The sequence below is a fragment of the Oceaniovalibus guishaninsula JLT2003 genome (genome assembly GCF_000299575.1).
In the GTDB taxonomy this organism is placed as follows: Bacteria; Pseudomonadota; Alphaproteobacteria; order Rhodobacterales; family Rhodobacteraceae; genus Palleronia; species Palleronia guishaninsula.
The window spans coordinates 212,307-236,770 of sequence record NZ_AMGO01000052.1 but is presented as its reverse complement, the minus strand read 5'-3'; the positions used below and the strand labels follow the sequence as shown (position 1 = coordinate 236,770).

Here is a 24,464-nt window from a genome sequence, read left to right as displayed (position 1 = left end):
CATGTCCTCGATTTCCTGGGCGGTGATGGCCATGCGCGGATCCTCCTTGGGGTCAATCTAGGTCGGGCACCGGGGCGTCGCAAGCCGCGCGGTCAGGCAAGCGCGTCGGCAAAGGCGGATGCGTGAAGTGCGCGCAGATCGTCCAGCGGCGCCGCGGACCGGCCCAGCGCGATGCGATCCCCGCCGAACCGGCCGACCGTCCGCAGGGGCACGCCGGCTTGTCCTGCCGCAACCATCAATGCTTCAGCAGCATCGAAGGGCGCGGCCAGCAGATAGCGGCCCTGATCCTCGCCGAACAGGCTGGCCGTCTTGCGCTTGGCGTCGATGGTCACGCCGATACCGCCCGCGACCGCCATTTCGAACGCGGCCAGTGCCAGACCGCCATCGGACAGATCCGTCGCGGCACTGAGCAGGGTGCGATTCGCCAGAACGAAAGCGCCGTGGCGGCGCTCGGCGTCAAGATCGACGGACGGCGGCGGTCCGTCCTCGCGCCCGAAGGCGCAGGCCAGCAGGGCGGATTGCCCAAGATGGCCGCGCGTGCGCCCGAGCACAAGCGCCAGATCGCCGTCGCGCGGTGCGGCACCGATCATGTCCTCCAGCCGGTCGATCAGCCCGACCGCGCCGATGGTGGGGGTTGGCAGGATGGGCTGGCCGTCCGTTTCGTTGTAAAGCGACACGTTGCCCGACACGATGGGCATGTCGAGCGCGGCGCAGGCCGCGCCGATGCCGCGGATCGCGCCGACGATCTGACCCATGATGCGGGGCTTTTCGGGATTGCCGAAGTTGAGGTTGTCGGTCGCTGCCAGCGGGCGCGCCCCGCAGGCGACCAGATTGCGGAAGGCTTCGGCGACCGCCTGCTTGCCGCCCTCCTCGGGGTCGGCGGCGACGTAGCGCGGCGTCACGTCGCTGGTGAAGGCCAGCAGCCGGTCGGTGCCATGAACGCGGATCACCCCGGCGCCCTGTCCGGGCGTGCGCACCGTGTCGGCCATGACCTGCGTGTCGTATTGCCGCCAGACCCAGTGCTTGCTGGCGTAATGCGGCTGTCCAATCAAAGCGCGCAGCCCGTCGATGGCGTCGATCACGGGCGCGTCGGTCAGCGGCGGCAAAGGCGGCGTGGCTTCCCAGGGGCGGTCGTATTCCGGGGCGGATCCCGACAGGGTGCGAAGCGGCAGGTCGGCCATCGTGCGGCCTTCATGCACGACGACGAACCGGTCTTCGGCGATGGTTTCGCCGACGATGGCGAAGTCCAGATCCCACTTGTCGAAGATCGCGCGCGCCTGCGATTCCTTCTCGGGATGCAGGACCATCAGCATGCGTTCCTGACTTTCGGACAACATCATCTCGTAGGCGGTCATGCCCTCCTCGCGCACCGGCACCGCATCGAGGTTGAGCCTGATGCCGAGGCCGCCCTTGTCGCCCATCTCGACCGCCGAACAGGTCAGGCCGGCTGCGCCCATGTCCTGGATCGAGATCACCGCGCCGCTCTGCATCAGTTCCAGACACGCCTCCATCAGCCGCTTTTCGTTGAAGGGGTCGCCGACCTGAACGGTGGGGCGCTTTTCCTCGATGGTGTCGTCGAATTCGGCACTGGCCATCGTCGCGCCGCCGACACCGTCGCGGCCCGTGCGCGCGCCAAGATAGACGACCGGCATGCCGACGCCCGACGCCGCCGAATAGAAGATCGCGTCCGCCCGCGCCAATCCCGCCGCGAACGCGTTGACCAGACAATTGCCGTTATAGCTGGGATGGAACCGAACCTCGCCGCCGACGCAGGGGACACCGAACGCGTTGGCATAGCCGCCGATCCCCGCCACGACCCCGTGGACCAGCGACCGTGTGCGCGGATGTTCGGGCTGACCGAAGCTGAGCGCATTCATCGCCGCGACGGGTCGCGCGCCCATCGTGAAGACATCGCGCAGGATGCCGCCCATGCCGGTCGCGGCGCCCTGATAGGGTTCGATGTAGGACGGGTGGTTGTGGCTCTCCATCTTGAAGACCAGCGCCAGGCCGTCGCCGATATCGACGACACCCGCATTTTCGCCCGGACCGCAGATCACCTGTGGCCCGGTCGTCGGCAGGGTGCGCAGCCACTTCTTCGAGGATTTGTAGGAACAATGTTCGTTCCACATTGCCGAAAAGATGCCGAGTTCCGTAAAGCTGGGCGTGCGACCGACGATCCGAAGGATCCGGTCGTATTCGTCCGGCGACAGGCCGTGCGCGGCGACGAGTTCGGGGGTGATGACGGGTTCGGTCATATGCGCCTGATACGCCGACCGTTCGCCGGGCGAAAGGGCGCGAAGAACGGCAACCCGGTCTTCCCCCGGTTGTGCGGTCACGGACGAAAAAAGGCCGGGCTAAAAGCCCGGCCAGTCCAACAGGGAGGTAAAGACGGCGAAAAACGCTTTCGCAGCCTTCCTCACCCAACTAGATCGCCACCGCCGATGCGGCAAGGCCATTTGCTTAACGCCAGCGCAGTTCCGCCATGCGTGTGGCGCAAGTCAGGCAGTCAGACCTTCAGACGGGCCCGGCGCGAGGCGTGCAGGGCCAGTTCGTCCAGCACGAAATCGCGGAACGCCTTGATCCGCTTGGACGAACGCAGTTCCTCGGGATAGGCGAGGTAGACCGGGATCGCCGCGGACTGCAATTCCGGCAATACCCGCACCATTTCGGGAAAGTCGGCGATGACGTAATCCGGCAGCACACCGATGCCCAGTCCGCTGAGAACACCCTGAAGAACGCCAAAATAGTTGTTCACCGTCAGGGTCGAACCGACGTTGACGGCCATCAGCGTATGGATCAGCGTTTCGCCCGCCGCCACCTGCGTGGATCTGGTATTCTGCGAAACGAGCCGATGGTCGCGCATGTCTTCGAGACGCTTCGGCGTGCCCCTCGCCGCCAGATAGGACGGCATCGCATAGAGCCGCATGTGGACCATGTTCAGCTTCTTGCGAATCAGGTCCGCCTGCGAGGGTTCGCGCATGCGGATCGCGACGTCCGCCTCGCGCATCGGCAGATCGAGGACACGCTCTTCAAGCATCAGGTCGATCCGCAGATCCGGGAACTTTTCATAAAGTCGCGGCAATCGGGGCACCAGCCAGAGTGTGCCGAAACCGATGGTCGTCGTCACGCGCAATTCCCCGAACACTTCCTCGCGGCTGTCGCGGATGCGCGCGGCCGCGGCATCCAGCCGCCGCGACATGGCGCGCGTCGCGTCGTGCAGCAATTCGCCCTGTTCGGTCAGGATCAGGCCGCGGGCGTGGCGATGGAACAGAACGGTGTCGAGCATTTCCTCCAGCGCACGGATCTGCCGGCTGACCGCCGATTGCGACAGATGCAGCGTGTCGCCGGCCGCGGTCAGGCTGCCCGCATCGGCGACCGCGTGGAAGATTCTCAGCTTGTCCCAGTCCATCGGACCCCGCAGAGTTGTGGCGATGACGCGAGGACGGCCATCTTGCATGATGCGTCACCGGGCAAGGCCTGATCCCGGATAGTCGCGAATGTGATTTGGTAGGTCAGCCGCCTTGACCTATACTTTAGCATGTTTCGCGCCGCCAGGGAGGGTGGAAATGGCACTGCATGATGTAAGCCTGTCGGACCGATACGACCTCGGAAAATCGCCTGTGCTGCTGAACGGCACGCAGGCGCTGGTTCGTCTGATGCTGATGCAGAAGCATCGCGACCGTGCCGCCGGGCTGAATACCGCCGGTTATGTCACGGGCTATCGCGGCTCGCCTCTGGGCGGCGTCGACCTGAACATGCAGAAGGCGGCCAAGCTTCTGTCCGCGAACGACATTCTGTTTCAACCCGGCCTGAACGAGGATCTGGCCGCGACCGCGATCTGGGGCGCGCAGCAGGCCGAGATGCGCAACGAGGGGCGTTTCGACGGCGTCTTTTCGCTGTGGTATGGCAAGGGGCCGGGGGTCGACAGGTCGGGCGATGTGATGCGCCACGCGAACATGGCCGGCACGTCGCGGCATGGCGGCGCGATCATGGCGATGGGGGACGATCATACCGGCGAATCGTCCACGACCTGCCATCAGTCCGACTGGGCGATGGTCGATGTCTATATGCCGGTCCTTTCGCCGGCGGGTGTGCAGGAAATCCTCGATTACGGATTGTACGGCTTCGCGATGAGTCGCTTCGCCGGTGTCTGGGCCGGGCTGAAGCTGATGAAGGACACGGTCGAGGTGACATCGGTGGTGGATGGCCGTCCCGACCGTATGTCCTTTGTGACCCCCGCCGACTTCAAGATGCCGGAAGGCGGACTGAACATCCGGGCCGGCGATCACTGGATCGCGCAGGAAGCGCGGATGATCGACTACAAGCGTTTCGCGGCCGAGGCGTTCAGCCGTGCCAATGGCATGGACCGCCGCGTCTGGGGCAAGCCGGGCGCGAAGATCGGGTTCTGCGCGGCGGGCAAGAATTGGCTCGATCTGGTTCACGCGCTGGGCCTTCTGGGGATCGACGCGGACGAGGCCGAGCGGCTGGGCATCACGACCTATAAGATCGGGCAGACCTTTCCGCTGGACATGCAGGGGTTCCACGAATGGGCCGAAGGGCTCAGCCTGATCGTGGTGGTCGAGGAAAAGCGCAAGCTGATCGAGGTGCAGGTCAAGGAGGCGATCTTCGATGACCGGCGCGGGCGGCGGGTCTATGGCTGGCATCGCGGCGACACCTGGCATAACGGCCGCCGGGTAGAGCTTTTCCCGACGCGCATGGCGCTCGACCCGATCATGATCGCCGAGAAGCTGGGCGGTATCCTGATCGAGGAGGGGCGCGAGACCGAGGCGCTGAAGGCCGCGCTGTCGCGGCTGGCCGAGGCGCGGAGGGCCGACAACCAGCCCGAGATCGCGGCCCGTACCCCCTATTTCTGCTCGGGCTGTCCGCACAACACGTCGACCCGTCTGCCCGAAGGCAGCCGAGCGGGTGCCGGGATCGGCTGTCACATCATGACGCTGTGGATGGACCGCGAAACCAGCGGCTATACCCATATGGGGGCCGAGGGCGCGAACTGGATCGGCGAAGCGCCGTTCTCGAAGACCCGGCACGTTTTTCAGAATCTCGGCGACGGCACCTATAACCATTCGGGCCTGCTGGCGATCCGGGCCGCCCTGGCCGCCGGCACGAACATCACCTACAAGATCCTTTACAACGACGCCGTGGCGATGACCGGCGGGCAGACGAACGAAGGCGGGCTCGGCCCCGACCGGATCGTGCGCGAGTTGCAGGCGATGGGCGTCAGGGAGATCGCCGTCGTCTACGACCCGAAAGAGGAACCGGCACGCGCCGCTTTCCCCGGCGGCATCACCTGGCACGAGCGGGACGAACTGGACAAAGTCCAGCGGCACATGCGCGAGGTCGAGGGCGTCAGCGCCATCGTCTTCATCCAGACCTGCGCCGCCGAGAAGCGCCGGCGGCGCAAGAAGGGGCAGTTTCCCGACCCGGACAGGCGCGTCTTCATCAATACCGATGTCTGCGAAGGTTGTGGCGATTGCGGGGTGCAGTCGAACTGCGTCAGCATCGTGCCCGTCGAGACCGAGTTGGGGCGCAAGCGCGCCATCGACCAGTCGTCGTGCAACAAGGACTATAGCTGTCTCAAGGGGTTCTGCCCCAGCTTTGTCACGGTCGAAGGGGCAAGCCTTCGCAAGGACGCGACGGCGGATGTCGAAATCGGCGATCTGCCGATGCCCGACCTGCCGTCGATCGCCGGCACGTTCAACATCGTCATCACGGGCGTCGGAGGCACCGGCGTCGTGACTGTCGGCGCGTTGCTGGCGATGGCGGCCCATATGGACGGCAAGGGCGCCGGCATGATGGAGATGGCGGGCCTCGCCCAGAAGGGCGGTGCGGTGCATATCCACTGCCGCATCGGCGAGACGCCCGAGGCGATTAGTGCGATCCGGGTGGCCACAGGGGAATGCGATACGCTGATCGGCGGCGATCTGGTCGTCAGCGCGGGGGCCAAGACGCTGGGCCTGATGGCGCAGGGACGGACCGGCGGTGTCGTCAACAGCCACGAAATCGTGACCGGCGACTTCACCCGCAACACCGAGTTTCGCATTCCGACGGAAGACCTGTCGCTGGCTCTGCAACGTCGGTTGGGCGACCGCCTGCAATTGCTGGATGCGTCCGAACTGGCGCGGGTGCTGATGGGCGACACGATCTATTCCAACATGATCGTCTTCGGTGCCGCGTTCCAGCGGGGGCTGATCCCCGTCACGCACGAGGCGATCACCGCCGCGATCAGGCTTAACGGCGCGGCGGTCGAGCGGAACCTGCGCGCGTTCGAGCTGGGACGCTGGGCCGCGATGAAGCCCGAGGAAGCCGGGAAGGTTCTGGCCCCCTCCGTCGTCGCCCTGCCGCGCAAGCCGGAGGACAGGATCGCGTTCCGCGAAGCGCATCTTGTCGCCTACCAGGGCCGCAAGCTGGCGCAGCGGTATCGACGGATGCTGGACGGAATCGACGATGGCGAGATCCGCATGGCGGTGGCCGAAGGGTATCACAAGCTGCTGACTTATAAGGACGAATATGAAGTCGCGCGTCTGCATCTCGATACCCGCGCGCGGGCCGAGGCCGCGTTTTCGGGGGATTTGAAGCTCAGCTATCACCTGGCGCCGCCCGTCATGGGCGGAAGCGGACCTGACGGGCGGCCGCGCAAGAAAGCGTTCGGCCAGTGGATCGAGCGTATGTGGCCGGTGCTGGCGCGGATGAAGGGCCTGCGCGGCACGCCGCTCGATCCGTTCGGGCGCACCGCCGAACGACGCATGGAACGCGCGCTGATCCGGCAATACGAGGCGGACATGGCCGAGGTCCTTCCGCTGGTCACGCCGCAGACGAAAGAGCCGATCGTGGCCCTTGCCCGATTGCCGCTGGACATCAGGGGGTTCGGTCCGGTGAAGGAAGCCAATACAAAACGGGCGGCCAAGCGGCGCGAAGAACTGCTGGCGGTGATCCGCGCGGGCGGAAACGACCTGGCCCGCGCGGCCGAGTGATGGACATGCGCGCCGTCCGGGACTAAGCGCAAGTCGCAACACCGGACGGAGCGGCGGGATGGCGGTAGGTATCTTCGACAGCGGCCTTGGCGGCCTGACCGTCCTTTCGGCACTGGAAAAGCGGCTGCCGGACGTGCCCTTCGTCTATCTCGGCGACAGCGCGCACGCACCTTACGGGGTGCGCGACGCCGACGACATCTATGACCTGACGACCTCGGCGGTTCAGCGTCTGTTCGATGCGGGCTGCGATCTGGTCGTTCTGGCCTGCAATACGGCCAGCGCCGCCGCTTTGCGACGCATGCAGGAAGGGTGGGTGCCGCAGGGCAAGCGTGTGCTGGGCGTTTTCGTCCCATTGATCGAAGCGCTGACCGAACGGCAATGGGGCGACAATTCGCCACCGCGCGAGGTGCGGATCCAGAATGTCGCGCTGTTCGCGACCCCGGCCACCGTGCGCAGCCGGGCGTTTCAGCGCGAACTGGCCTTCCGCGCCATCGGCGTGGATGTCGAGGCGCAGGCCTGCGGCGGCGTGGTTGACGCGATCGAGGAAGGCGACATGGTGCTTGCCGAGGCGCTGGTCAGAAGCCATGTCGACGCGCTTTTCCGCAAGATGCCACATCCGCAGGCCGCCGTGCTGGGCTGCACGCATTTCCCTCTGGTCGAGGACGTTTTTCGCGAAGCGCTGGGGCCGAATGTCGAGGTCTACAGCCAGCCCGATCTGGTCGCGGCCGCGCTGGCCGATTATCTGTCGCGGCATCCGGGCATCAGCGGCGGCGGCACCCGCGCCTGGCTGACCACCGGCGATCCGCGCCGGGTATCGGACCGCGCCACGCAGTTCCTGCGTCGGCCCGTGACGTTCGAGAGGGCTTGATCCGCCTTGCGGTCCCCGATCGCGCGCTTACCTAGGCTTGGCAGGAGGATGTCATGGCTGCCGGAATGAAGGGTCTGAAGAAACGCCGCCGCGTTCAGGTCATCGTCGTGATGGCGGTCGCCCTTGCCGTATCGACGACGCTGGTCGGCATCGCCATGAAGGACGGCATCAACTTCTTCCGTTCGCCGGCCCAGGTCGCCGAAGCACCGCCTTCCCCCGCCGAGACGTTCCGCATCGGCGGTCTGGTCGAGGAGGGGACGCTGGCCCGCGGTCAGGGCGAGACGATTCGCTTCAACGTGACGGACGGCGCGGCCTCGATCCCCGTGACCTATACCGGCGTGCTTCCCGACCTTTTCGGCGAGGGCGAGGGCATGGTCGGCACCGGGCGTTATATCGACGGCACCTTCGAGGCCACTGAAATCCTTGCCAAACACGACGAGACCTATATGCCGGCAGAGGTGATCGACGCGCTGAAAGAGCAGGGTGTCTATCAGCCACCGGACGCTGCATTGGCCACCAATTAACCAATCGTAACCATCTTCCGCCCTCATCGCGATTACGTCCGGGGGGATATGAGGATGCTGAACGTCACGCAGATTGCGGCCGAGATCGTCGCCCGCGAAGGGGGGTGGGTGAACGACCCCGACGATCCGGGCGGCGCGACGAATTACGGCGTCACCATCGGCACGCTGCGCCAGCTGGGTGTCGATCTGGACGGGGACGGCGACACCGATCTTCACGATCTGCGGCGGCTGAGGCCGGATCAGGCACGCGACATTTTCCTTCAGCATTACTATCGCGGACCGCGGATCGACGAGTTGCCCGGAACCCTGCAACCCAGCGTGTTCGACATGTTCGTGAATGCGGGCACGAATGCCGTGACGATCCTGCAACGTCTGCTGGGCGAGATGGGTCAGCGGGTCGCGATCGACGGACGGATCGGCCCGCAGACCATCGCCGCGGCCGCGCTGGCCCATGCCGCCGCTCCGCGTCACCTGGCCGATGCCTACGGGATTGCCCGGCGCAACTACTACTACCGCCTCGGCGATGCGCGGCAGCCCTTGCGCAAGTTCGCAAGACGGCGCGACGGCGGCAAGGGCGGCTGGATCGTCCGCGCCGAGCAGTTCATCAGCCCCCGCTATCACCTGACCGCGGCCGAGCATCGCGCACGGGTGGCGTCATGGGTCTGACCGGCGGGCTGATGGGGGCGGTGTTCGGCAATGGCGGCGCGATCCTGCGCGAGACGGCCGAAGTCTTTCGCGAAAACGCCGAGAACGCGGCCGAACGTCAGGCAAATGCCGGCGCCGCCGCGCTGGCGCAATACGCGGCCGAGTTCGAGCGTCACGAAAGGCGCGGGCGGTTCGACCTGTTCATGGACGGCGTCAACCGCCTGCCGCGCCCGGCCCTGGCCCTGGGAACGCTGGGGCTGTTCGTGGCGGCGATGGTCGATCCCGTATGGTTCGGATCGCGGATGAGCGGCCTTGCGCTGGTGCCCGAACCGCTGTGGTGGCTGCTGGGCGCGGTGGTGTCGTTCTATTTCGGGGCGCGGCATCAGTTGAAAGGGCAGGAGTTCCAGCGTTCCATCGCGCAGACCATCGCCCGCGCGCCCGTCGTCGCTCGCGAGATCGACGCCGTCATGCCCGACCGCCGTGTTCCGTCCGACAAGAAACCATCCGACAATGCGGCGCTGGACGAGTGGAGAGCCGAGCTTGGCCGTTGACATGCTGCTGGGCGTGGTCGCCGATCATGGGCCTTGGGTGATGCTGGTTTTCTACCTGCTCTGGCGGGACGCGCAGAAGGATCACGCGACCCGCGAGGCGCTGAACAAGAACACCGCCGTCCTGATCGAGATGACGACCCTTCTGCGCGAACGGGTTCCGTCGGGGTATTACGGCAGATGAGCGTCTGGATACGCCTGCGCCGCTGGGTGCTGGGGCGCGGTTTATGGGCCGATGCAGAACGAAACAGCAGGGCGGCCGACCGGCTGGACGCCGCTTTGAAAGAGGTTTTCCGCAGATGAGACTACCCTTGGCGATCGCGGCCGCGATGGCGTCGATCCTTCTTCTGGGCGATGCCGTGATGGGATACGGCGCGACCTATTCCGTGGCTTTCGGGGCGTTCAGCATGATGGCGCTGGCCATCGGGGCGACGTTCTTCTGGCTATGGCGGGCGCGATCGACGCCGCTGGCGCTGGGAATGGCGTTCAGCTGGGCGGGATCGGCCTGCGTGATGGGCTGGTGGTGGATCTATACGCTGACGGGCGAACCGCCGGCGATGCGGACCAACACGCTTCTGTTCGTCTTCCTCGCCCTGTCGCTGACCGGCGCGCTGATGCATTTCGCGGTGATCCGCCGGTCGCTGGGTTGGGACGGCGCGATCTGGCTGGTCCCGTTGGGGGCGCTTGCGGCTTCGGCGGCATTGGTGCTGGCCGCCTGAACGCACAACGCCGTGTGACGGGCCGGGGACGATTGGCCCGGCCCGAAAGATGCTCTAGTTAGAGGGCATGATTACCGAATTCGGCCATTTCGCCCTGATCCTCGCCCTTGTCATGGCACTGGCGCAGACGGTGTTGCCGCTGGTCGGCGCGCAGAAGGGTTGGGGCAACTGGATGGCCGCCGCCGAACCCGCCGCGACCGCGCAATTGGTCTTTCTGGTTTTCGCGTTTGCCGCCCTGACCTGGGGTTTCGTCGCCTCGGACTTCTCGCTGCGGCTGGTGACGCTGAACAGTCACACCGACAAGCCGCTGCTTTACAAGATCACGGGCGTCTGGGGGAATCACGAAGGATCGCTGCTGCTGTGGTGCGTGATCCTGGCGCTCTATGCCGCGATGGCGGCGTGGTTCGGCGGCAACCTGACACCGTCGCTGAGGGCGCGCGTGCTGGGCGTGCAGGGCGCTGTCAGCGTGGCGTTCCTGTCGTTCCTGATCTTCACCTCCAACCCGTTCCTGCGTCTCGCATCGCCGCCGCTGAACGGCGAGGATCTCAATCCGCTGTTGCAGGATCCCGGTCTCGCCTTCCATCCGCCGTTCCTCTATCTCGGCTATGTCGGGCTGAGCATGTCGTTCAGCTTTGCCGTCGCCGCGCTGATCGAGGGGCGGGTGGATGCCGCATGGGGCCGTTGGGTGCGGCCCTGGACGCTGGCCGCGTGGCTGTTCCTGACCGTCGGCATCGCGCTGGGATCCTGGTGGGCCTATTACGAACTGGGCTGGGGCGGCTTCTGGTTCTGGGATCCGGTCGAGAATGCCAGCTTCATGCCGTGGCTGATCGCCGCCGCCCTTCTTCATTCGGCCATCGTCGTGGAAAAGCGCGAGGCGTTGAAGAACTGGACGATCCTTCTGGCGATCCTCGCCTTCGGGTTCAGCCTGATTGGTGCGTTCATCGTGCGGTCGGGCGTGCTGACCAGCGTGCATGCCTTTGCCAACGACCCCGAGCGGGGCGTGTATTTGCTGATCATCACCGGCGTGTTCATGGGCGGCGCGCTGACGCTTTATGCCGCGCGGGCGGGGTCCATGCAGGCCAAGGGCGTCTTCGGTCTGGCCAGCCGGGAAACCGCGCTGATCGCCAACAACGTCCTTCTGGCCGTCGCGGCGTTCGTCGTCTTCGTCGGGACCGTCTGGCCGCTGGTGGCCGAACTGGTCTGGGACCGCAAGCTCAGCGTCGGGCCGCCGTTCTTCAACGCGGCCTTCACCCCGTTCATGGTGGCGCTTGCCGCGATCCTGCCTATCGGCGCGATGATGCCTTGGAAGCGCGCGCGTATGGGGAGGGTGATGCAGCCGCTTTGGGGCGTGCTGGCTCTGTCGGTGGCGCTTGGCGGCTTCGTCTGGGTCGTGCAGACCGGCGGCGCGATGCTTGCGCCTGTCGCGGCGGTCCTTGCGTCGTGGCTGATCCTGGGGGCGCTGGCCGAACTCTGGACCCGCACACGGCGCGCCGACGGCATCGGCGGCCAGCTGCGGCGGCTGCGCAATCTTCCGCGCGCTGATTGGGGCAAGGCGGTCGCCCATGCCGGGTTCGGCGTCACGCTGTTCGGGATCGGCGCGATGACCGCCTGGACGGTCGAGGATATCCGCGTCGCCAAGATCGGCGAACCGTTCGAGGTGGCGGGTTATACCGTCGAACTTCGGGACGTGCGCCGCGCGGCCGGCCCCAACTATACCGCCACGCGCGCGGCAATCGCCATCGGCCGGGACGGGCGGCAGGTCGCGCTTTTGCATCCCGAAAAGCGCGTTTATCCGGTTGCGCGGATGCCGACGACCGAGGCCGCCATCGACGGCGGCATCACCCGCGACCTTTATGTCGTGATCGGGGATCCGCAGGACGGTGGCGGCTGGGCGGTGCGGACCTTCGTCAAGCCTTTCGCCAACTGGATCTGGGCAGGTGCCATTGTCATGGCCCTGGGCGGCGTTCTGTCGCTGTCGGACCGGCGGCACCGTGTCGCTGCCGGGGCCCGGTCCGCGCGTCGCACGACGGTGCCTGCGGAATGATCCGCGCCCTTCTTCTGATCCTCGTGCTGGCGACCCCGGCCTTCGCTGTCCAGCCGGACGAAGTGCTGGACGATCCGGCGCTGGAAACCCGCGCGCGCGAGCTTTCCAAGGGCCTGCGATGCCTCGTCTGCCGGAACGAAAGCATTGACGAAAGCAATGCCGACCTCGCCCGCGATCTGCGCCTGCTGGTGCGCGAGCGGCTTGTCGCGGGCGATACGGATGCCGAGGCGCTGGCCTTCATCACCGACCGTTACGGCGAATATGTCCTGCTCAGCCCGCCGGCGACCGGATCGACGCTGATCCTGTGGCTGGCGGGGCCGGCGATGCTGGTGGCGGCGGGCGGTCTGGCCGCCGTCTATCTGCGCCGCCGCGGCCGGACGGCCGACCGCGACGATCCGCTGGACCCGTCCGAGGAGGCCCGGCTGCGCGAGTTGCTGCGCGACTGACCCCGCGTTTCTGTTCCATTGCCCCGCGAAGCGGCTAGTCTGCGGCCGACCCTTCGGAGAGAGCATCATGGAATACCAGACCATCCGTCTGACCGATCTGGACGGTATCGCCCGCATCGCATTGAACAGGCCCGACGTGATGAACGCGCTCAGCACGCAGATGCGCGCCGAGATTACCCATGCCGTCAAGGACGCAAGCGCCCGGTCGCGCGTGATCGTCCTGACCGGCGAGGGGCGGGCGTTCTGTTCCGGCCAGGATCTGGGCGATGGCGGCAATGCTGCGAACATGGATCTGGAACGCGTGCTGCGCGACGAATACGAACCGATGCTGCGCGCGATCTACGATTGCCCGGTGCCGACGCTGGCGGCCGTCAACGGGGCCGCCGCCGGGGCCGGGGCGAATCTGGCACTTGCCTGCGATGTCGTCATCGCGTCAGAGGTGGCGGTCTTCCTGCAAGCCTTCACGCGCATCGGCCTGATCCCCGATGCGGGCGGAACCTATTGGCTGCCGCGTCAGGTCGGATTCGCGCGGGCCATGGGGGCCGCCCTGTTCGCAGAACCTGTCAGCGCGCGTCAGGCGGCCGAATGGGGCATGATCTGGGAAGCGATCCCCGAGGCCGAGTTCGACGCGCATTGGCAGGCCCGCGCGCGGAAACTGGCCGACGGGCCGACGCTGGCCTATCGACACGTCAAGACGGCGCTGCGGCAAAGCTATGGCAACGACCTCGAAACGCAATTGCAGCTCGAGGCGCGGTTGCAGGGCGATGCGGGACAAAGCCGGGACTTCAAGGAAGGGGTCATGGCCTTCCTTCAGAAGCGTCCGGCGGAATACGAAGGCCGGTAGTCGCGTTGCCGGACGGATGAAGGCCCGCCTGGAAGGGCGGACCTTGCATCGTTCTCAGCGGTTTTCGACGTCCACGTAATCGCGGTAGGTCGCGCCGCAATAAAGCTGCCGGGGGCGACCGATCTTGAGCTGCGGGTCGCTGATCTGTTCCTTCCACTGGCTGATCCAGCCGACCGTTCGCGCCACGGCGAAGATCGGCGTGAACATCGCGGTCGGAAAGCCCATCGCATCGAGGATGATGCCCGAATAGAAGTCCACGTTCGGATAAAGCTTCTTTTCGGCAAAATAGGGGTCTTCCAGCGCCAGTCTTTCCAGCTCCTTGGCGACCTGAAGCGTCGGGTTGTCCTCAATCCCCAGCAGATCCAGAACCTCGTCGGCGCTTTCCTTCATTACCTTCGCGCGCGGATCGAAGTTCTTGTAGACGCGGTGCCCGAACCCCATCAGCCGGAACGGATCGTCCTTGTCCTTGGCGCGCGCGATGTATTCGGGGATGCGATCCACGGTGCCGATCTCGCGCAGCATCTCCAGCGCGGCCTGGTTCGCCCCGCCATGCGCCGGACCCCAGAGGCACGCGATGCCAGCCGCGATGCAGGCGAACGGATTGGCGCCCGACGAGGAGGCCAGCCGCACGGTCGAGGTGCTGGCATTCTGTTCGTGATCCGCATGCAGCGTGAAGATGCGGTCCATCGCGCGGCTGAGGACGGGGTTGACAACATATTCCTCGGCCGGAACCGAAAAGCACATCCGCAAGAAGTTCGACGCGTAGTCCAGATCGTTGCGCGGATACACGAACGGCTGGCCGACGTGATACTTGTAGGCCATCGCCGCGATGGTCGGCATCTTGGCGACGAGACGGATGCTGGCGACCTCGCGCTGCCACGGATCGGCGATGTCGGTGCTGTCGTGATAGAACGCGCTCATCGCGCCGACGACACCGACCATGATCGCCATGGGATGCGCGTCGCGGCGGAACCCGCGGAAGAAGTTGTGCATCTGTTCGTGCAGCATCGTGTGCTGCGTGACCCGATTCTCGAAATCCTCGAGCTGCGCGGCTTGCGGCAATTCGCCGTAAAGCAGCAGATAGCACACCTCCAGAAAGTGCGACTGAGACGCTAGCTGGTCGATGGGATAGCCGCGGTGCAGCAACTCGCCCTTGTCCCCGTCGATATAGGTGATCGTGCTGTCGCAGGCCGCGGTCGAGGTGAAGCCCGGATCGTAGGTGAAGACGCCGGCCTGACCGTAAAGCTTGCGGATGTCGATCACCTCGGGGCCTGCGGTGGGCGTGAGGATCGGCATGTCATAATCCGTGCCGCCGATGGTCAGCCTGGCTGTCTTCTTGTCATCCGCCATGTGAATATCCCCTTGTTTTCAAAGGCAGGCTGCATCGCCCACCTGCCTGGCATCACTTCTGAACGGGGTCGGCCCGGCATGTCCCGGCCGCCATCCGCAGCCGCGCCAGGGTTTCGTCGCGACCCAGCACGATCATCATGTCGAAGACGCTGGGCGTGGCCATCCGCCCGACCAGAGCGGCCCGCAGGGGGGCGGCAATCTGGCCCAGTCCCAGATCGCGCTTTTCGGCCTGCCGCGCGATCTCAGCCTCCAGTTCGTCCCGCGTCCAGCTAGCATTTTGCAGGTGCGGCGTCAATTCGTCCAGCAGGGCGCGGCCCTTGTCGTCCAGCACCTTGGCGGCCTTGTCGTCGGGTATGACCGGGCCGTCGATCAGGGCGAAGCGGGCCTTCTCCAGCAGGTCCGGCCAGGTCCGCGCCCCTGTCAACAGCGGCACGGCCGCGCGCAACGCCTTCGCTTGCGGGGCGGTCAGTGCCGGCTGGCCGGTTGCCGCCAGAAAGTCCGCGACGCCGGCCAACACCTCGTCGGTGGACATGGCGGCGATGTGGCGTCGGGACAGGTTGTCGAGCTTCTTGAAATCCAGCCGCGCCGGTGCGCGGCCGATACCGTCCAGCCCGAACCATTCCACCGCCTGATCGATGGTGAAGAATTCGTCGTCGCCATGACTCCAGCCCAGCCGGGCAAGATAGTTGCGGAGGGCAGCGGCGGGATAGCCCATCGCACGGTATTCCTCGACCCCCAGCGCGCCGTGCCGCTTGCTCAGCTTCTTGCCGTCCTCGCCGTGGATCAGCGGGATATGCGCCCAGACGGGTTCGTCCCAACCCATCGCGCGCCAGATCAGCAATTGCCGCGCGGCGTTGTTCAGGTGGTCGTCGCCACGGATCACATGCGTCACGCCCATATCGTGATCGTCCACCACAACGGCCAGCATATAGACCGGCGTGCCGTCGCTGCGCAGAACGATCATGTCGTCGAGCTGGTCGTTGCGAATCGTGACGCGCCCCTGCACCGCGTCGTCGATCACTGTCTCGCCCTCGCGCGGAGCCTTGACGCGCACGGCATAGGGGCGGTCGGGCCATGTTGCGGGATCGGCGTCGCGCCAGGGGCTGCGGAACAGCGTGCTGCGCCCCTCGGCCTGCGCGGCGTCGCGGAACGCCTGGATTTCAACCTGCGTGGCGAAGCAGCGATAGGCGGTGCCCGCATCCAGCATCGCCCTTGCCACCTGCGCGTGACGATCCGCATTGGCGGCCTGACTGATCGCCTTCCCGTCCCAGTCCAGCCCCAGCCATGATAGGCCCTCGACGATGGCACGGGTCGCGTCTTCGGTCGACCGGGCGCGGTCGGTATCCTCGATCCGCAGCAGAAAGCGGCCGTCATTCGCGCGGGCGAAAAGCCAGTTGAACAGCGCCGTGCGCGCCCCGCCGATATGCAGATAGCCCGTGGGCGACGGTGCAAAGCGCGTGACGACCGGCCGCATTCCGGTGGCGGTGCTGGAGGATGCGGCGGCATTAACCATTCGGAAACCATTCTGCGACGATGCTGCGCGCGGGTGTAGTCAATCGGTTGAAAGGTGACAAGCGTGCGCGCCGCCAGCCAAATCCGCCCCGACGCCCTGCGTCCGGCGTCGATCGCGGGCGCTTTGGGCCGGCGCGTTCTGCCTCGTCTGGCACTGTTCGATGCACAGCGGGGCATGCTGTTTTGCTGGATCCCTGTCTGTCTTGCCATCGGGATCGGCGGCTGGTTCGCGCTGCCATCCGATCCGACGCCGCAGGACTGGATGCTGGTCGCCGCGGGCCTCGGTCTGTCCATCCCGGTCATGGCCGCGGGGGCCTGGCGCTGGCCGGTCGTCGTGGGGCTGGTCTGCATTCTTGCCGGGTTCGCCCTGGCCGGGCTGCGCGGGCAGATGGTGGACGCGCCCGTTCTCGGTTGGCGCTATTACGGCCCGGTCGAGGGGCGCATCGTCGCCATCGACAGATCGGCCTCGGACAAGATGCGCCTGACTCTCGACCGGGTGGTGCTGGACCGGACATCGCCCGCCCGCACGCCCGCACGCGTCCGCGTCTCCCTGCACGGCGATCAACGCTGGCTGGACCCCGCGCCCGGCATGGTCGTCATCATGACCGCGCATCTCGGTCCGCCCGAAGGCCCCGTCGAACCGGGCGGCTTCGACTTTCAGCGCATGGCCTGGTTCGACCGGCTGGGCGCCGTCGGCTATACCCGCACCCCCGCGCTGCTGCTGGAAGGCAGCGATGCCGCCCTGCCCATCGCGCGGCTGCGGCGGCATATCAGCCGGTCCGTCCAGCAAATCCTGCCGGGCGAGACGGGCGCCTTCGCGGCCGCTATCCTGACCGGCGACCGATCGGGGATGCAGGACGATACGCTTGCCGCCCTGCGCGCGGCGAATACGGCGCATCTTCTGGCGATCTCGGGCCTGCATATGGGGTTGCTGACGGGCTGCGTGTTCGTCGCCCTGCGCACCGGGATGGCCGCGATCCCCGCCTTGGCGCTGCGCCATCCGATCCGCAAATGGGCGGCCCTCGGCGCTCTTGCCGCCGGGGCGTTCTATCTGGCGCTGTCGGGCGGCAACGTGGCGACGCAACGCGCCTTCGTCATGGCGGCGGTGATGCTGGGCGCGATCCTGCTGGACAGGCGCGCGCTGACGCTGCGCGCCGTCGCGGTCGCCGCCATCATCGTGCTGGTCCTGCGCCCGGAAGAGCTGACCGGACCGGGGTTCCAGATGTCGTTCGCGGCCACCGTCGCGCTGGTCGCCGCGTTCCGGGGCCTGCGCGGATGGCTGCCGCCGGGTCTTCCGCGCTGGGGCAGGGCGGTTATCGGGCTGGTCGTGTCCTCGGCCGTTGCCGGGGCAGCGACGGCCCCGATCGCTGCCGCGCATTTCAACCAGCTGTCGCAGCTGGGGCTGGCGGCCAACCTCGCCTCGGTTCCGCTGATGGGGGCGGTGGTGATGCCGGCGGCGGTGCTGGCCGCCTGCCTGACGCCGCTGGGGCTGGGCTGGATCGGGCTGGCGATCATGGCGCCGGCCATCGACTGGATCCTCTGGATCGCCCACACCATCGGCGGCATGGACGGCGCGCTACGGATGGTGCCCAGTCCCGGCCCCTGGGTACTGCCGTTGGTTGCGCTGGGGGCGCTATGGTGGATACTGTGGCAAGGGCGCGGACGCTGGGCGGGATTGCTGCCTCTTGCCCTTGCGGCATCGCTCTGGGGCGGGGTCGAGCGGCCCGATCTGCTGATCTCGCCCGACGGCGCGCTGATCGGGTTGGATGTCGGCGGCCAGCGCGCGCTGAACAAGCCCAAGGGGCAGGGATTCGTGGCATCGAACTGGCTGGAGAATGACGGGGACCGGGTCGATCAGGCCCAAGCGGCGGAACGGCCCGGTCTTGCGCGGGACGCGGACGGATTGACGACCTTCTCGCTTGGCGGGCAGCGCATCGCCCATATCGCCGGGCGCAATGCGGCCGAAAGGGCCGCGGCCGCCTGCGGACGGATGGACATCGTCATCATGTCGGGCACCGCAGACGGGCCGGACGATACCAGCAAGCCCCACGAACTGACCGCCCGTTGCGAAATCATCGACGCCACGACCCTGCGCCGGACAGGGGCCATCGCGATGTGGGCCGCGGCCGAGGGCGACGGCCTGCACCGCCTTACGGTTCGTGATGCAAGCGGACGGCGGGCATGGAACGCCACCGCGTGGCGGTCGCGCGCGTCCAGGGATCAATAGGTGCGGATCAGTCCGACCAGACGGCCCTGCACCTTGACCTGATCGTCGCGGAACACCCGCGTTTCATAGGCCGGATTGGCCGCTTCCAGTGCGATCATGCCATTCTTGCGGCGCAGCCGCTTCAGCGTCGCCTCGTGACCCTCGACAAGCGCCACCACGATGTCGCCGTTATCGGCGGTCGAGGTTTCGCGGATCACCACCACATCGCCATCGTTGATGCCGGCGTCGATCATCGAATCGCCCTTCACCTCCAGCGCGTAATGGTTGCCGTGGCCCGACAGCATGGAACCGGGCACGGCGACGTTATGCGTGGCTTCGCTGATCGCCTCGATCGGGACACCGGCGGCGATCCGGCCCATCAACGGCACATCGATGGCGTTCGCCGCCACCGTCATCGCGCCGCCGGGCGCCGGAATATCGGGCCGGTCGCCGTCGATCACGCGGGGCGAGAAGCCGCCGCCGCGCGACACCGGGCTGGCATCGAAGGACGGCAAAGGCTGGCCAGCCTCCATCGCGTCAGGCAGGCGCACGATCTCGATGGCACGGGCACGGTGGGGCAGGCGGCGGATGAAACCGCGTTCTTCCAAGGCGGTGATCAGGCGATGGATACCCGATTTCGACCGCAGGCCCAGTTGTTCCTTCATCTCGTCGAAGGACGGTGGCACGCCGTCGCGCTGAAGCCGCTTGTTGATGAAAGCCAGCAGTTCCAGTTGTTTGCGTGTCAGCATCGGCGGCCCCTTCACCCCATGTTCCCTGGGGTTCTAGGTCTGTTCCCGATTCGTGTCAATCATGCGATGGCGATGCACTCGACCGTCTCGCCGATCCCCCGCGGCGGATCGTGCGGCGGACGCACCAGCAGCGCGTCCGCGTCCGACAGGATCCGCAGCAGCGACGAATCCTGCCGGTCGAAGGGCTGGATGCCGTCCGCCCCGTTCGTCGCGCGCATGTAATGTTCGCGGTCGCCGTTTGCGTCGATTTCCGTCGCCAGCCGGGCATTGAAACGGGGCGCGGGGCCGGCGGGCAGCCCCTGCAACACGCGCAGGACCGGCAGCACGAACAGGATGCCGCAGATCATCGCCGAAACGGGATTGCCAGGCAGACCGATCATCGGCGCGCCGTCGATGCGGCCCGCCATCAGCGGTTTGCCGGGCCGCATGGCGACCTTGTGAAAGGCCGGCACCATGCCTCTTTGCGCGGCGATCCCCGCCACAAGGTCGTGGTCGCCGACCGATGCGCCGCCGACGGTGACGACCAGGTCCGCGCCCCGTGCCAGATCGAAGGCGCCGTTCATCGACGCGGCATCGTCCCGCGCGATGGGCACCATGTTGGCGATGCAGCCCGACGCCTCGAACATCGCGGCCAAGCCATAAGTGTTGCTGGCGAAAATTTGGTCGGGACCCGCGGCCTCGCCCGGCGCGACCAGTTCGTCGCCGGTGGCGATCAGCGCGACCTGCGGCTTCCGCGTCACCGGAACCGCGCCCGCGCCCATCGCGGCCAGCAGCGCGATGTCTGCGGGGTTCAGCGCGCGTCGCGGGAAATGGGTGTCGTCCTTGTGAAAGTCGCCGCCCGAGGGGCGGATGTTCCGCCCCGGCTCGGCCCGTTCGGTAAACGTTACGGTCTGGCCGTCGCGCACCGCGTTTTCCTGGATCACGACCCGATCGGCGCCGGTCGGCAGGGGCGCGCCGGTAAAGATGCGTACTGCCTCGCCCAGACCGACGCGGCCTTGGAACCGCGCGCCGGCGGCCGATTCGCCGATCACGCGGAAGGATGCGCCCGGCGCCGCGTCGTCGGCAATGGCATAGCCGTCCATCGCCGACGCGGCAAAGGGCGGCTGATCGCGGAAGGCGGCGACGGGGCGCGACATCACGCGGTTGCGCGCCTGACGCAGGGGCACGGTTTCGCTGTCCAGCGGATCGACCAGCGCGAAAAGCCTTTCCAGCGCCTCGGTGACGGAAATCACGGCGCGGCCTCGAACAGGCCGGACTTGCCGCCTTCCTTGCGCAGCAGCCGGATGCCGTCGATGACCATGTCCTTCTGCGCGGCCTTCAGCATGTCGTAGATCGTCAGGCACGCGACCGATACGGCCGTCAGCGCCTCCATCTCGACCCCCGTCTGGCCGCCGGTGCGCACCGTCGCCGTCACCCGCAGACCCGGCAAGGCGGGATCGGGGTCGATGTCGATGGCGATGCGCGTCAGGGGCAGCGGATGGCATAGCGGGATCAGGTCGGCCGTGCGCTTGGCCGCCATGATGCCGGCCAGCCGGGCGACGCCCGCGACATCGCCCTTGGCCGCCCGGTCGTCGGTGACGAGGGCCAGCGTCCCCGCGGCCATGACGACACGACCCTCGGCCACGGCCTCGCGGGCCGTGACGGGCTTGCCGGACACATCGACCATATGCGCCTGACCCTTGCCGTCGAAATGCGTCAGCATTGCATTACATGCCCCGCGCGGTCAGCGGGCGTGCCAGTAGGTCTCGGGTCGCCTGGGCCACGTCCGGCTGCCGCATCAGCGCCTCGCCCACCAGGAACGCCCGCGCGCCATAGCGGGCCATGTCCGCCAGATCGGCCGGCGTGAACAGGCCCGATTCGGAAACGATGGTGCGGTCCGCGCCCACCAGCCGCGACAACCGCCGCGTCGTGTCCAGCGATGTGTCGAAGCTGTGCAGATCGCGGTTGTTGATCCCCATCAGCGGCGACGACAGCTTCATCGCGCGGTCCAGCTCCGCCTCGTTGTGAACCTCGATCAGCACGTCCATCTGCCAATCGCGGGCCGCCGATTCCAGGTCCTGCGCCAGCGCGTCGTCCACGGCGGCCATGATGATCAGGATGCAATCGGCCCCAAGCGCGCGGGCTTCGGCCACCTGCCAGGGATCGAACAGGAAATCCTTGCGCAACACCGGCAGGTCGCAGGCCGCGCGCGCCGCCTGAAGGTGGCTTTCGTGGCCCTGGAAGGACGGCGCGTCGGTCAGCACCGACAGGCATGCGGCCCCGCCCGACGCATAGGCGCGCGCAAGGGCGGCGGCATCGAAATCCTCGCGGATGATGCCGCGCGACGGGCTGGCCTTCTTGATCTCGGCGATCAGGCCGTACCCCTGCCGCGTCGCCCCGATCAGCCGGTCGGCGAAGCGGCGCACCGAAGGGGCCGACCGGGCATCGGCCTCGATCTGCGCCTGCGGGCGTTCGGCCTTGCGCGCCGCGACCTCGTCGAGCTTGTAGCTGCGGATGCGGTCCAGAATGGTCGTCATCGCGTCTGCGGCGTCCCAAGCCGCGCCATGCAGGTCAAGCGCACCGTCATCGGGCCGCAAGCGTGACGAGGGCGTGGCGCTTGCGCCCGGCGCTCAGCTTCAGCGGCGCGGCGAAGGCCCCCGCATCGAGGACAAGGCCCGGATCCGTCAGCGGCGCATCGTCCAGCCGCGCGCCGTTCTCGGCGATGAGGCGGCGCGCCTCCTTGCCGGATTTGGCCAATCCCGCGCGCACCAGAACCTGCACGATCGAAATGCCGTCCGCCACGTCGCCCGCGCTCAGTTCCAGCGTCGGCAGCGCATCGCCGGAACCGCCATGCTCGAACACCTCGCGCGCGGTGGCCTCGGCCTGCACCGCCGCGTCGCGGCCGTGGCAGAGCGTCGTCACCTCGTTGGCCAGCACGATCTTGGCGGCGTTGATCTCGGACCCGCCCAGCGCGCCCAGCTTGCGGCATTCGTCCAGCGGCAGTTCGGTGTAAAGCCGCGCGAACCGTTCAACGTCGGCATCGGTCGTGTTGCGCCAGTACTGCCAGAATTCATAGGGGCTCAGCATGTCGGCGTTCAGCCAGACGGCGCCCTGCTGCGACTTGCCCATCTTGCGCCCGTCGCTGGTGGTCAGAAGCGGCGTCGTCAGTCCGAAGACATGCGCGTCGTCCACACGCCGCGCCAGGTCGATCCCGTTGACGATGTTGCCCCACTGGTCCGATCCGCCCATTTGCAGGACGCACCCATACCGGCGGTGCAGTTCCAGAAAGTCGTAGGCCTGAAGGATCATGTAGTTGAATTCGAGGAACGACAGCGACTGTTCGCGGTCCAGCCGCGACTTGACCGATTCGAACGACAGCATCCGGTTGACGCTGAAATGCCGGCCGATGTCGCGCAGGAAGGACAGGTAATTCAGCCCGTCCAACCATTCGGCATTGTCCACCATCAGCGCGCCGCCGCCGCCGTCGTCGTAATCGAGATACTTGGCGAAGACCCGCTTCATCCCGGCGATGTTGGATTCGATCTGCGCGCTGGACAGCAGCGGGCGTTCGTCGGCGCGAAAGCTGGGATCGCCCACCTTGGTCGTGCCGCCGCCCATCAGCGTGATCGGCCGCCCGCCCGTGCGTTGCAGCCAGCGCAGCATCATCACGTTGACCAGATGCCCCACATGCAGCGAACTGGCCGTCGCGTCATAGCCGATATAGGCGGTGAGCCCGTTTCGCGCCGCCGAATCCAGACCTTCGGGATCGGTGCAGTCGGCGATGAAACCGCGTTCCATCATCACCTGCATGAAATCCGATTTCGGCTGGTAGGTCATCGGTCGAGCGTCCATCCTGCGATGGGTCCGCTATAGCGGCGGCAGGATCGAAGGGAAAGGCATGTCGGGACCGCCACATCCGCTGCGGGCGCTGGGGGCGATGTCGGGCACGTCGCTTGACGGTGTGGATGCGGCCGTTGTGGTGACGGACGGCGAGGCGATCCACGGCTTCGGGCCGGTCGCCTATCGCGCCTATGCGCCGGACGAGGTCGCCCTCCTGCGCGCGGCTCTGGGCCGCTGGGACGGTTGCGACAGGGCCGCGCGGCTGGTCGAGGATGCCCATGCCGACGTGCTGGCGGGTTTCGATGCGCCCGATATCGTGGGCTTTCACGGCCAGACCGTCGCCCATGACCCCGAGGCGGGGCGCACCCGTCAGATCGGCGACGGCGCGGCGCTGGCCCGGCGGCTTGGCGTCAAAACGGTGTGGGACTTTCGCAGCGAGGATATGCGCCAGGGCGGGCAGGGCGCGCCGCTGGCGCCGTTCTGGCACCATGCCTGCGCGCGCTGGATCGCGGCCGATGCGCCGCTGGCGTTTGTCAATCTTGGCGGTGTGGGCAACCTGACCTGGGTTGATCCGCGCATCGCAAGGCCCGAAACGCCGGGCGCGTGCCTTGCCTTCGATACCGGACCGGCCAACGCGCCGCTGAACGACCTGATGCAGCAGCGCCTGGGTCGCGCGATGGATGCGGACGGGGCGCTGGCCCTGCGCGGCCGGGTCGATGACGGGGTGCTTGCGCGGCTGGCGGCGCTGCCGTGGTTCGCGCGACGCCCGCCCAAATCGCTGGACCGCGACGCCTTTGCCTGGCTGAACGCCGCGGTGGCGGGGCTAAAGGACGCGGATGCCGCGGCGACGCTGACGGCCTGCGCCGCGCGCGCGGTGGCGCTTGGCATGGCGCATTGCCCTGCGCCGCCGTCGCGGCTGCTGGTCACGGGCGGCGGGCGGCGCAACCCCGCCATGATGGCGCGCCTCGCGGCCGAGATCGGCTGCCCGGTCGATCCGGTCGAAGCCGTGGGCCTCGACGGCGACATGCTGGAAGCGCAGGCTTTCGCCTATCTGGCGGTGCGGGTTCTGCGCGGTCTGCCGACATCGTGTCCGGGCACGACGGGGGCGGCGCGGCCCGTCTGCGGCGGGCGGATCGACGGGCCGTGACGGCGCGCGCTTTTGCCCTCGCATCCCGAAGGCCGCTTTGCTAGGAAGGCG

The 24,464-nt window shown here is 67.2% G+C and carries 22 protein-coding genes; 13 read left to right on the top strand and 9 right to left on the bottom strand.

What is annotated here, in order from left to right:
- Positions 1 to 92 precede the first annotated feature (92 nt).
- Together purL and OCGS_RS12305 are read right to left on the bottom strand one after the other, a co-directional pair.
- Entirely contained in the window at positions 93 to 2,255 is a 2,163-nt protein-coding gene (purL, locus tag OCGS_RS12310) for a phosphoribosylformylglycinamidine synthase subunit PurL (RefSeq protein ID WP_040610982.1), read from the bottom strand.
- Positions 2,256 to 2,506: 251 nt separating this feature from the next.
- Positions 2,507 to 3,409: a LysR family transcriptional regulator gene (locus OCGS_RS12305; RefSeq protein WP_007427578.1), complete on the bottom strand. Its 903-nt coding sequence runs from the start codon at positions 3,407 to 3,409 to the stop codon at positions 2,507 to 2,509.
- Positions 3,410 to 3,566: 157 nt separating this feature from the next.
- Here OCGS_RS12305 and OCGS_RS12300 point away from each other — a divergent pair, with 157 nt between their 5' ends.
- The 11 genes from OCGS_RS12300 to OCGS_RS12255 all read left to right on the top strand — a co-directional run bounded on the left by OCGS_RS12300 (position 3,567) and on the right by OCGS_RS12255 (position 13,630).
- Positions 3,567 to 6,992, top strand: coding sequence for an indolepyruvate ferredoxin oxidoreductase family protein (locus OCGS_RS12300; protein ID WP_007427577.1), 3,426 nt, complete (start codon positions 3,567 to 3,569; stop codon positions 6,990 to 6,992).
- Positions 6,993 to 7,050: 58 nt separating this feature from the next.
- Positions 7,051 to 7,860 carry a glutamate racemase gene (locus tag OCGS_RS12295; protein WP_007427576.1) on the top strand — a complete coding sequence of 270 codons (810 nt, stop codon included), beginning with the start codon at positions 7,051 to 7,053 and terminating at the stop codon, positions 7,858 to 7,860.
- A 65-nt stretch (positions 7,861 to 7,925) separates the two neighbouring features.
- On the top strand, positions 7,926 to 8,384 hold the full coding sequence (gene ccmE / locus OCGS_RS12290) for a cytochrome c maturation protein CcmE (protein WP_040610981.1): 459 nt from the start codon (positions 7,926 to 7,928) through the stop codon (positions 8,382 to 8,384).
- Between the two features lie 54 nt (positions 8,385 to 8,438).
- A complete protein-coding gene (locus OCGS_RS12285) occupies positions 8,439 to 9,050 on the top strand; it encodes a holin-associated N-acetylmuramidase (RefSeq protein ID WP_007427574.1) in 612 nt (203 codons plus the stop codon).
- Entirely contained in the window at positions 9,041 to 9,580 is a 540-nt protein-coding gene (locus tag OCGS_RS12280) for a holin family protein (protein WP_007427573.1), read from the top strand. The genes OCGS_RS12285 and OCGS_RS12280 overlap by 10 nt, the downstream gene beginning before the upstream one ends.
- Positions 9,570 to 9,761: a hypothetical protein gene (locus OCGS_RS12275; protein WP_007427572.1), complete on the top strand. Its 192-nt coding sequence runs from the start codon at positions 9,570 to 9,572 to the stop codon at positions 9,759 to 9,761. Before OCGS_RS12280 ends, OCGS_RS12275 begins: the two co-directional genes overlap by 11 nt.
- Positions 9,758 to 9,880 carry a hypothetical protein gene (locus tag OCGS_RS15560; protein ID WP_007427571.1) on the top strand — a complete coding sequence of 41 codons (123 nt, stop codon included), beginning with the start codon at positions 9,758 to 9,760 and terminating at the stop codon, positions 9,878 to 9,880. The genes OCGS_RS12275 and OCGS_RS15560 overlap by 4 nt, the downstream gene beginning before the upstream one ends.
- On the top strand, positions 9,877 to 10,296 hold the full coding sequence (locus OCGS_RS12270; protein WP_156801050.1) for a hypothetical protein: 420 nt from the start codon (positions 9,877 to 9,879) through the stop codon (positions 10,294 to 10,296). The genes OCGS_RS15560 and OCGS_RS12270 overlap by 4 nt, the downstream gene beginning before the upstream one ends.
- A gap of 67 nt (positions 10,297 to 10,363) precedes the next feature.
- Complete coding sequence (locus OCGS_RS12265; protein ID WP_007427569.1) at positions 10,364 to 12,340, top strand: heme lyase CcmF/NrfE family subunit; 1,977 nt, start codon at positions 10,364 to 10,366, stop codon at positions 12,338 to 12,340.
- On the top strand, positions 12,337 to 12,786 hold the full coding sequence (locus tag OCGS_RS12260; RefSeq protein WP_007427568.1) for a cytochrome c-type biogenesis protein: 450 nt from the start codon (positions 12,337 to 12,339) through the stop codon (positions 12,784 to 12,786). Before OCGS_RS12265 ends, OCGS_RS12260 begins: the two co-directional genes overlap by 4 nt.
- Before the next feature lie 67 nt (positions 12,787 to 12,853).
- The gene (locus tag OCGS_RS12255; RefSeq protein ID WP_007427567.1) at positions 12,854 to 13,630 is read left to right on the top strand and encodes an enoyl-CoA hydratase-related protein; all 777 of its coding nucleotides are present in this window, start codon (positions 12,854 to 12,856) and stop codon (positions 13,628 to 13,630) included.
- A 54-nt stretch (positions 13,631 to 13,684) separates the two neighbouring features.
- Here OCGS_RS12255 and gltA read toward each other — a convergent pair whose 3' ends face one another.
- The gene (gene gltA / locus OCGS_RS12250) at positions 13,685 to 14,980 is read right to left on the bottom strand and encodes a citrate synthase (RefSeq protein ID WP_007427566.1); all 1,296 of its coding nucleotides are present in this window, start codon (positions 14,978 to 14,980) and stop codon (positions 13,685 to 13,687) included.
- 52 nt (positions 14,981 to 15,032) lie between these two features.
- Positions 15,033 to 16,493 carry a glutamate--tRNA ligase gene (gltX, locus tag OCGS_RS12245; RefSeq protein ID WP_007427565.1) on the bottom strand — a complete coding sequence of 487 codons (1,461 nt, stop codon included), beginning with the start codon at positions 16,491 to 16,493 and terminating at the stop codon, positions 15,033 to 15,035.
- A gap of 63 nt (positions 16,494 to 16,556) precedes the next feature.
- On the opposite strand from gltX, the gene OCGS_RS12240 reads away from it, so the two are divergent.
- Positions 16,557 to 18,719: a ComEC/Rec2 family competence protein gene (locus OCGS_RS12240; protein ID WP_007427564.1), complete on the top strand. Its 2,163-nt coding sequence runs from the start codon at positions 16,557 to 16,559 to the stop codon at positions 18,717 to 18,719.
- Here OCGS_RS12240 and lexA read toward each other — a convergent pair.
- The 5 genes from lexA to tyrS are packed head-to-tail and all read right to left on the bottom strand — an operon-like array spanning position 18,713 to position 23,263.
- Positions 18,713 to 19,447, bottom strand: a complete 735-nt coding sequence (gene lexA / locus OCGS_RS12235; RefSeq protein ID WP_040610979.1) for a transcriptional repressor LexA — start codon at positions 19,445 to 19,447, stop codon at positions 18,713 to 18,715. The two genes, OCGS_RS12240 and lexA, sit on opposite strands and share 7 nt — an antisense overlap.
- A 59-nt stretch (positions 19,448 to 19,506) precedes the next feature.
- On the bottom strand, positions 19,507 to 20,679 hold the full coding sequence (locus tag OCGS_RS12230; RefSeq protein ID WP_007427562.1) for a molybdopterin molybdotransferase MoeA: 1,173 nt from the start codon (positions 20,677 to 20,679) through the stop codon (positions 19,507 to 19,509).
- The gene (gene moaC / locus OCGS_RS12225) at positions 20,676 to 21,149 is read right to left on the bottom strand and encodes a cyclic pyranopterin monophosphate synthase MoaC (protein ID WP_007427561.1); all 474 of its coding nucleotides are present in this window, start codon (positions 21,147 to 21,149) and stop codon (positions 20,676 to 20,678) included. Before moaC ends, OCGS_RS12230 begins: the two co-directional genes overlap by 4 nt.
- Before the next feature lie 4 nt (positions 21,150 to 21,153).
- A complete protein-coding gene (gene trpC, locus OCGS_RS12220; protein ID WP_040610978.1) occupies positions 21,154 to 21,963 on the bottom strand; it encodes an indole-3-glycerol phosphate synthase TrpC in 810 nt (269 codons plus the stop codon).
- Between the two features lie 46 nt (positions 21,964 to 22,009).
- The gene (gene tyrS, locus OCGS_RS12215) at positions 22,010 to 23,263 is read right to left on the bottom strand and encodes a tyrosine--tRNA ligase (protein WP_040610977.1); all 1,254 of its coding nucleotides are present in this window, start codon (positions 23,261 to 23,263) and stop codon (positions 22,010 to 22,012) included.
- A 61-nt stretch (positions 23,264 to 23,324) separates the two neighbouring features.
- Between tyrS and OCGS_RS12210 the strand changes: the two genes are divergently transcribed.
- Positions 23,325 to 24,413: an anhydro-N-acetylmuramic acid kinase gene (locus OCGS_RS12210; protein ID WP_007427558.1), complete on the top strand. Its 1,089-nt coding sequence runs from the start codon at positions 23,325 to 23,327 to the stop codon at positions 24,411 to 24,413.
- Positions 24,414 to 24,464 lie beyond the last annotated feature (51 nt).

Bases quoted from the DNA above. Each gene is read 5' to 3' on its own strand.
- purL (WP_040610982.1), bottom strand. From the start codon at position 2,255: ATGACCGAACCCGTCATCACCCCCGAACTCGTCGCCGCGCACGGCCTG.
- OCGS_RS12305 (WP_007427578.1), bottom strand. From the start codon at position 3,409: ATGGACTGGGACAAGCTGAGAATCTTCCACGCGGTCGCCGATGCGGGC.
- OCGS_RS12300 (WP_007427577.1), top strand. From the start codon at position 3,567: ATGGCACTGCATGATGTAAGCCTGTCGGACCGATACGACCTCGGAAAA.
- OCGS_RS12295 (WP_007427576.1), top strand. From the start codon at position 7,051: ATGGCGGTAGGTATCTTCGACAGCGGCCTTGGCGGCCTGACCGTCCTT.
- ccmE (WP_040610981.1), top strand. From the start codon at position 7,926: ATGAAGGGTCTGAAGAAACGCCGCCGCGTTCAGGTCATCGTCGTGATG.
- OCGS_RS12285 (WP_007427574.1), top strand. From the start codon at position 8,439: ATGCTGAACGTCACGCAGATTGCGGCCGAGATCGTCGCCCGCGAAGGG.
- OCGS_RS12280 (WP_007427573.1), top strand. From the start codon at position 9,041: ATGGGTCTGACCGGCGGGCTGATGGGGGCGGTGTTCGGCAATGGCGGC.
- OCGS_RS15560 (WP_007427571.1), top strand. From the start codon at position 9,758: ATGAGCGTCTGGATACGCCTGCGCCGCTGGGTGCTGGGGCGCGGTTTA.
- OCGS_RS12270 (WP_156801050.1), top strand. From the start codon at position 9,877: ATGAGACTACCCTTGGCGATCGCGGCCGCGATGGCGTCGATCCTTCTT.
- OCGS_RS12265 (WP_007427569.1), top strand. From the start codon at position 10,364: ATGATTACCGAATTCGGCCATTTCGCCCTGATCCTCGCCCTTGTCATG.
- OCGS_RS12260 (WP_007427568.1), top strand. From the start codon at position 12,337: ATGATCCGCGCCCTTCTTCTGATCCTCGTGCTGGCGACCCCGGCCTTC.
- OCGS_RS12255 (WP_007427567.1), top strand. From the start codon at position 12,854: ATGGAATACCAGACCATCCGTCTGACCGATCTGGACGGTATCGCCCGC.
- gltA (WP_007427566.1), bottom strand. From the start codon at position 14,980: ATGGCGGATGACAAGAAGACAGCCAGGCTGACCATCGGCGGCACGGAT.
- gltX (WP_007427565.1), bottom strand. From the start codon at position 16,493: ATGGTTAATGCCGCCGCATCCTCCAGCACCGCCACCGGAATGCGGCCG.
- lexA (WP_040610979.1), bottom strand. From the start codon at position 19,447: ATGCTGACACGCAAACAACTGGAACTGCTGGCTTTCATCAACAAGCGG.
- moaC (WP_007427561.1), bottom strand. From the start codon at position 21,149: ATGCTGACGCATTTCGACGGCAAGGGTCAGGCGCATATGGTCGATGTG.
- trpC (WP_040610978.1), bottom strand. From the start codon at position 21,963: ATGACGACCATTCTGGACCGCATCCGCAGCTACAAGCTCGACGAGGTC.
- tyrS (WP_040610977.1), bottom strand. From the start codon at position 23,263: ATGACCTACCAGCCGAAATCGGATTTCATGCAGGTGATGATGGAACGC.
- OCGS_RS12210 (WP_007427558.1), top strand. From the start codon at position 23,325: ATGTCGGGACCGCCACATCCGCTGCGGGCGCTGGGGGCGATGTCGGGC.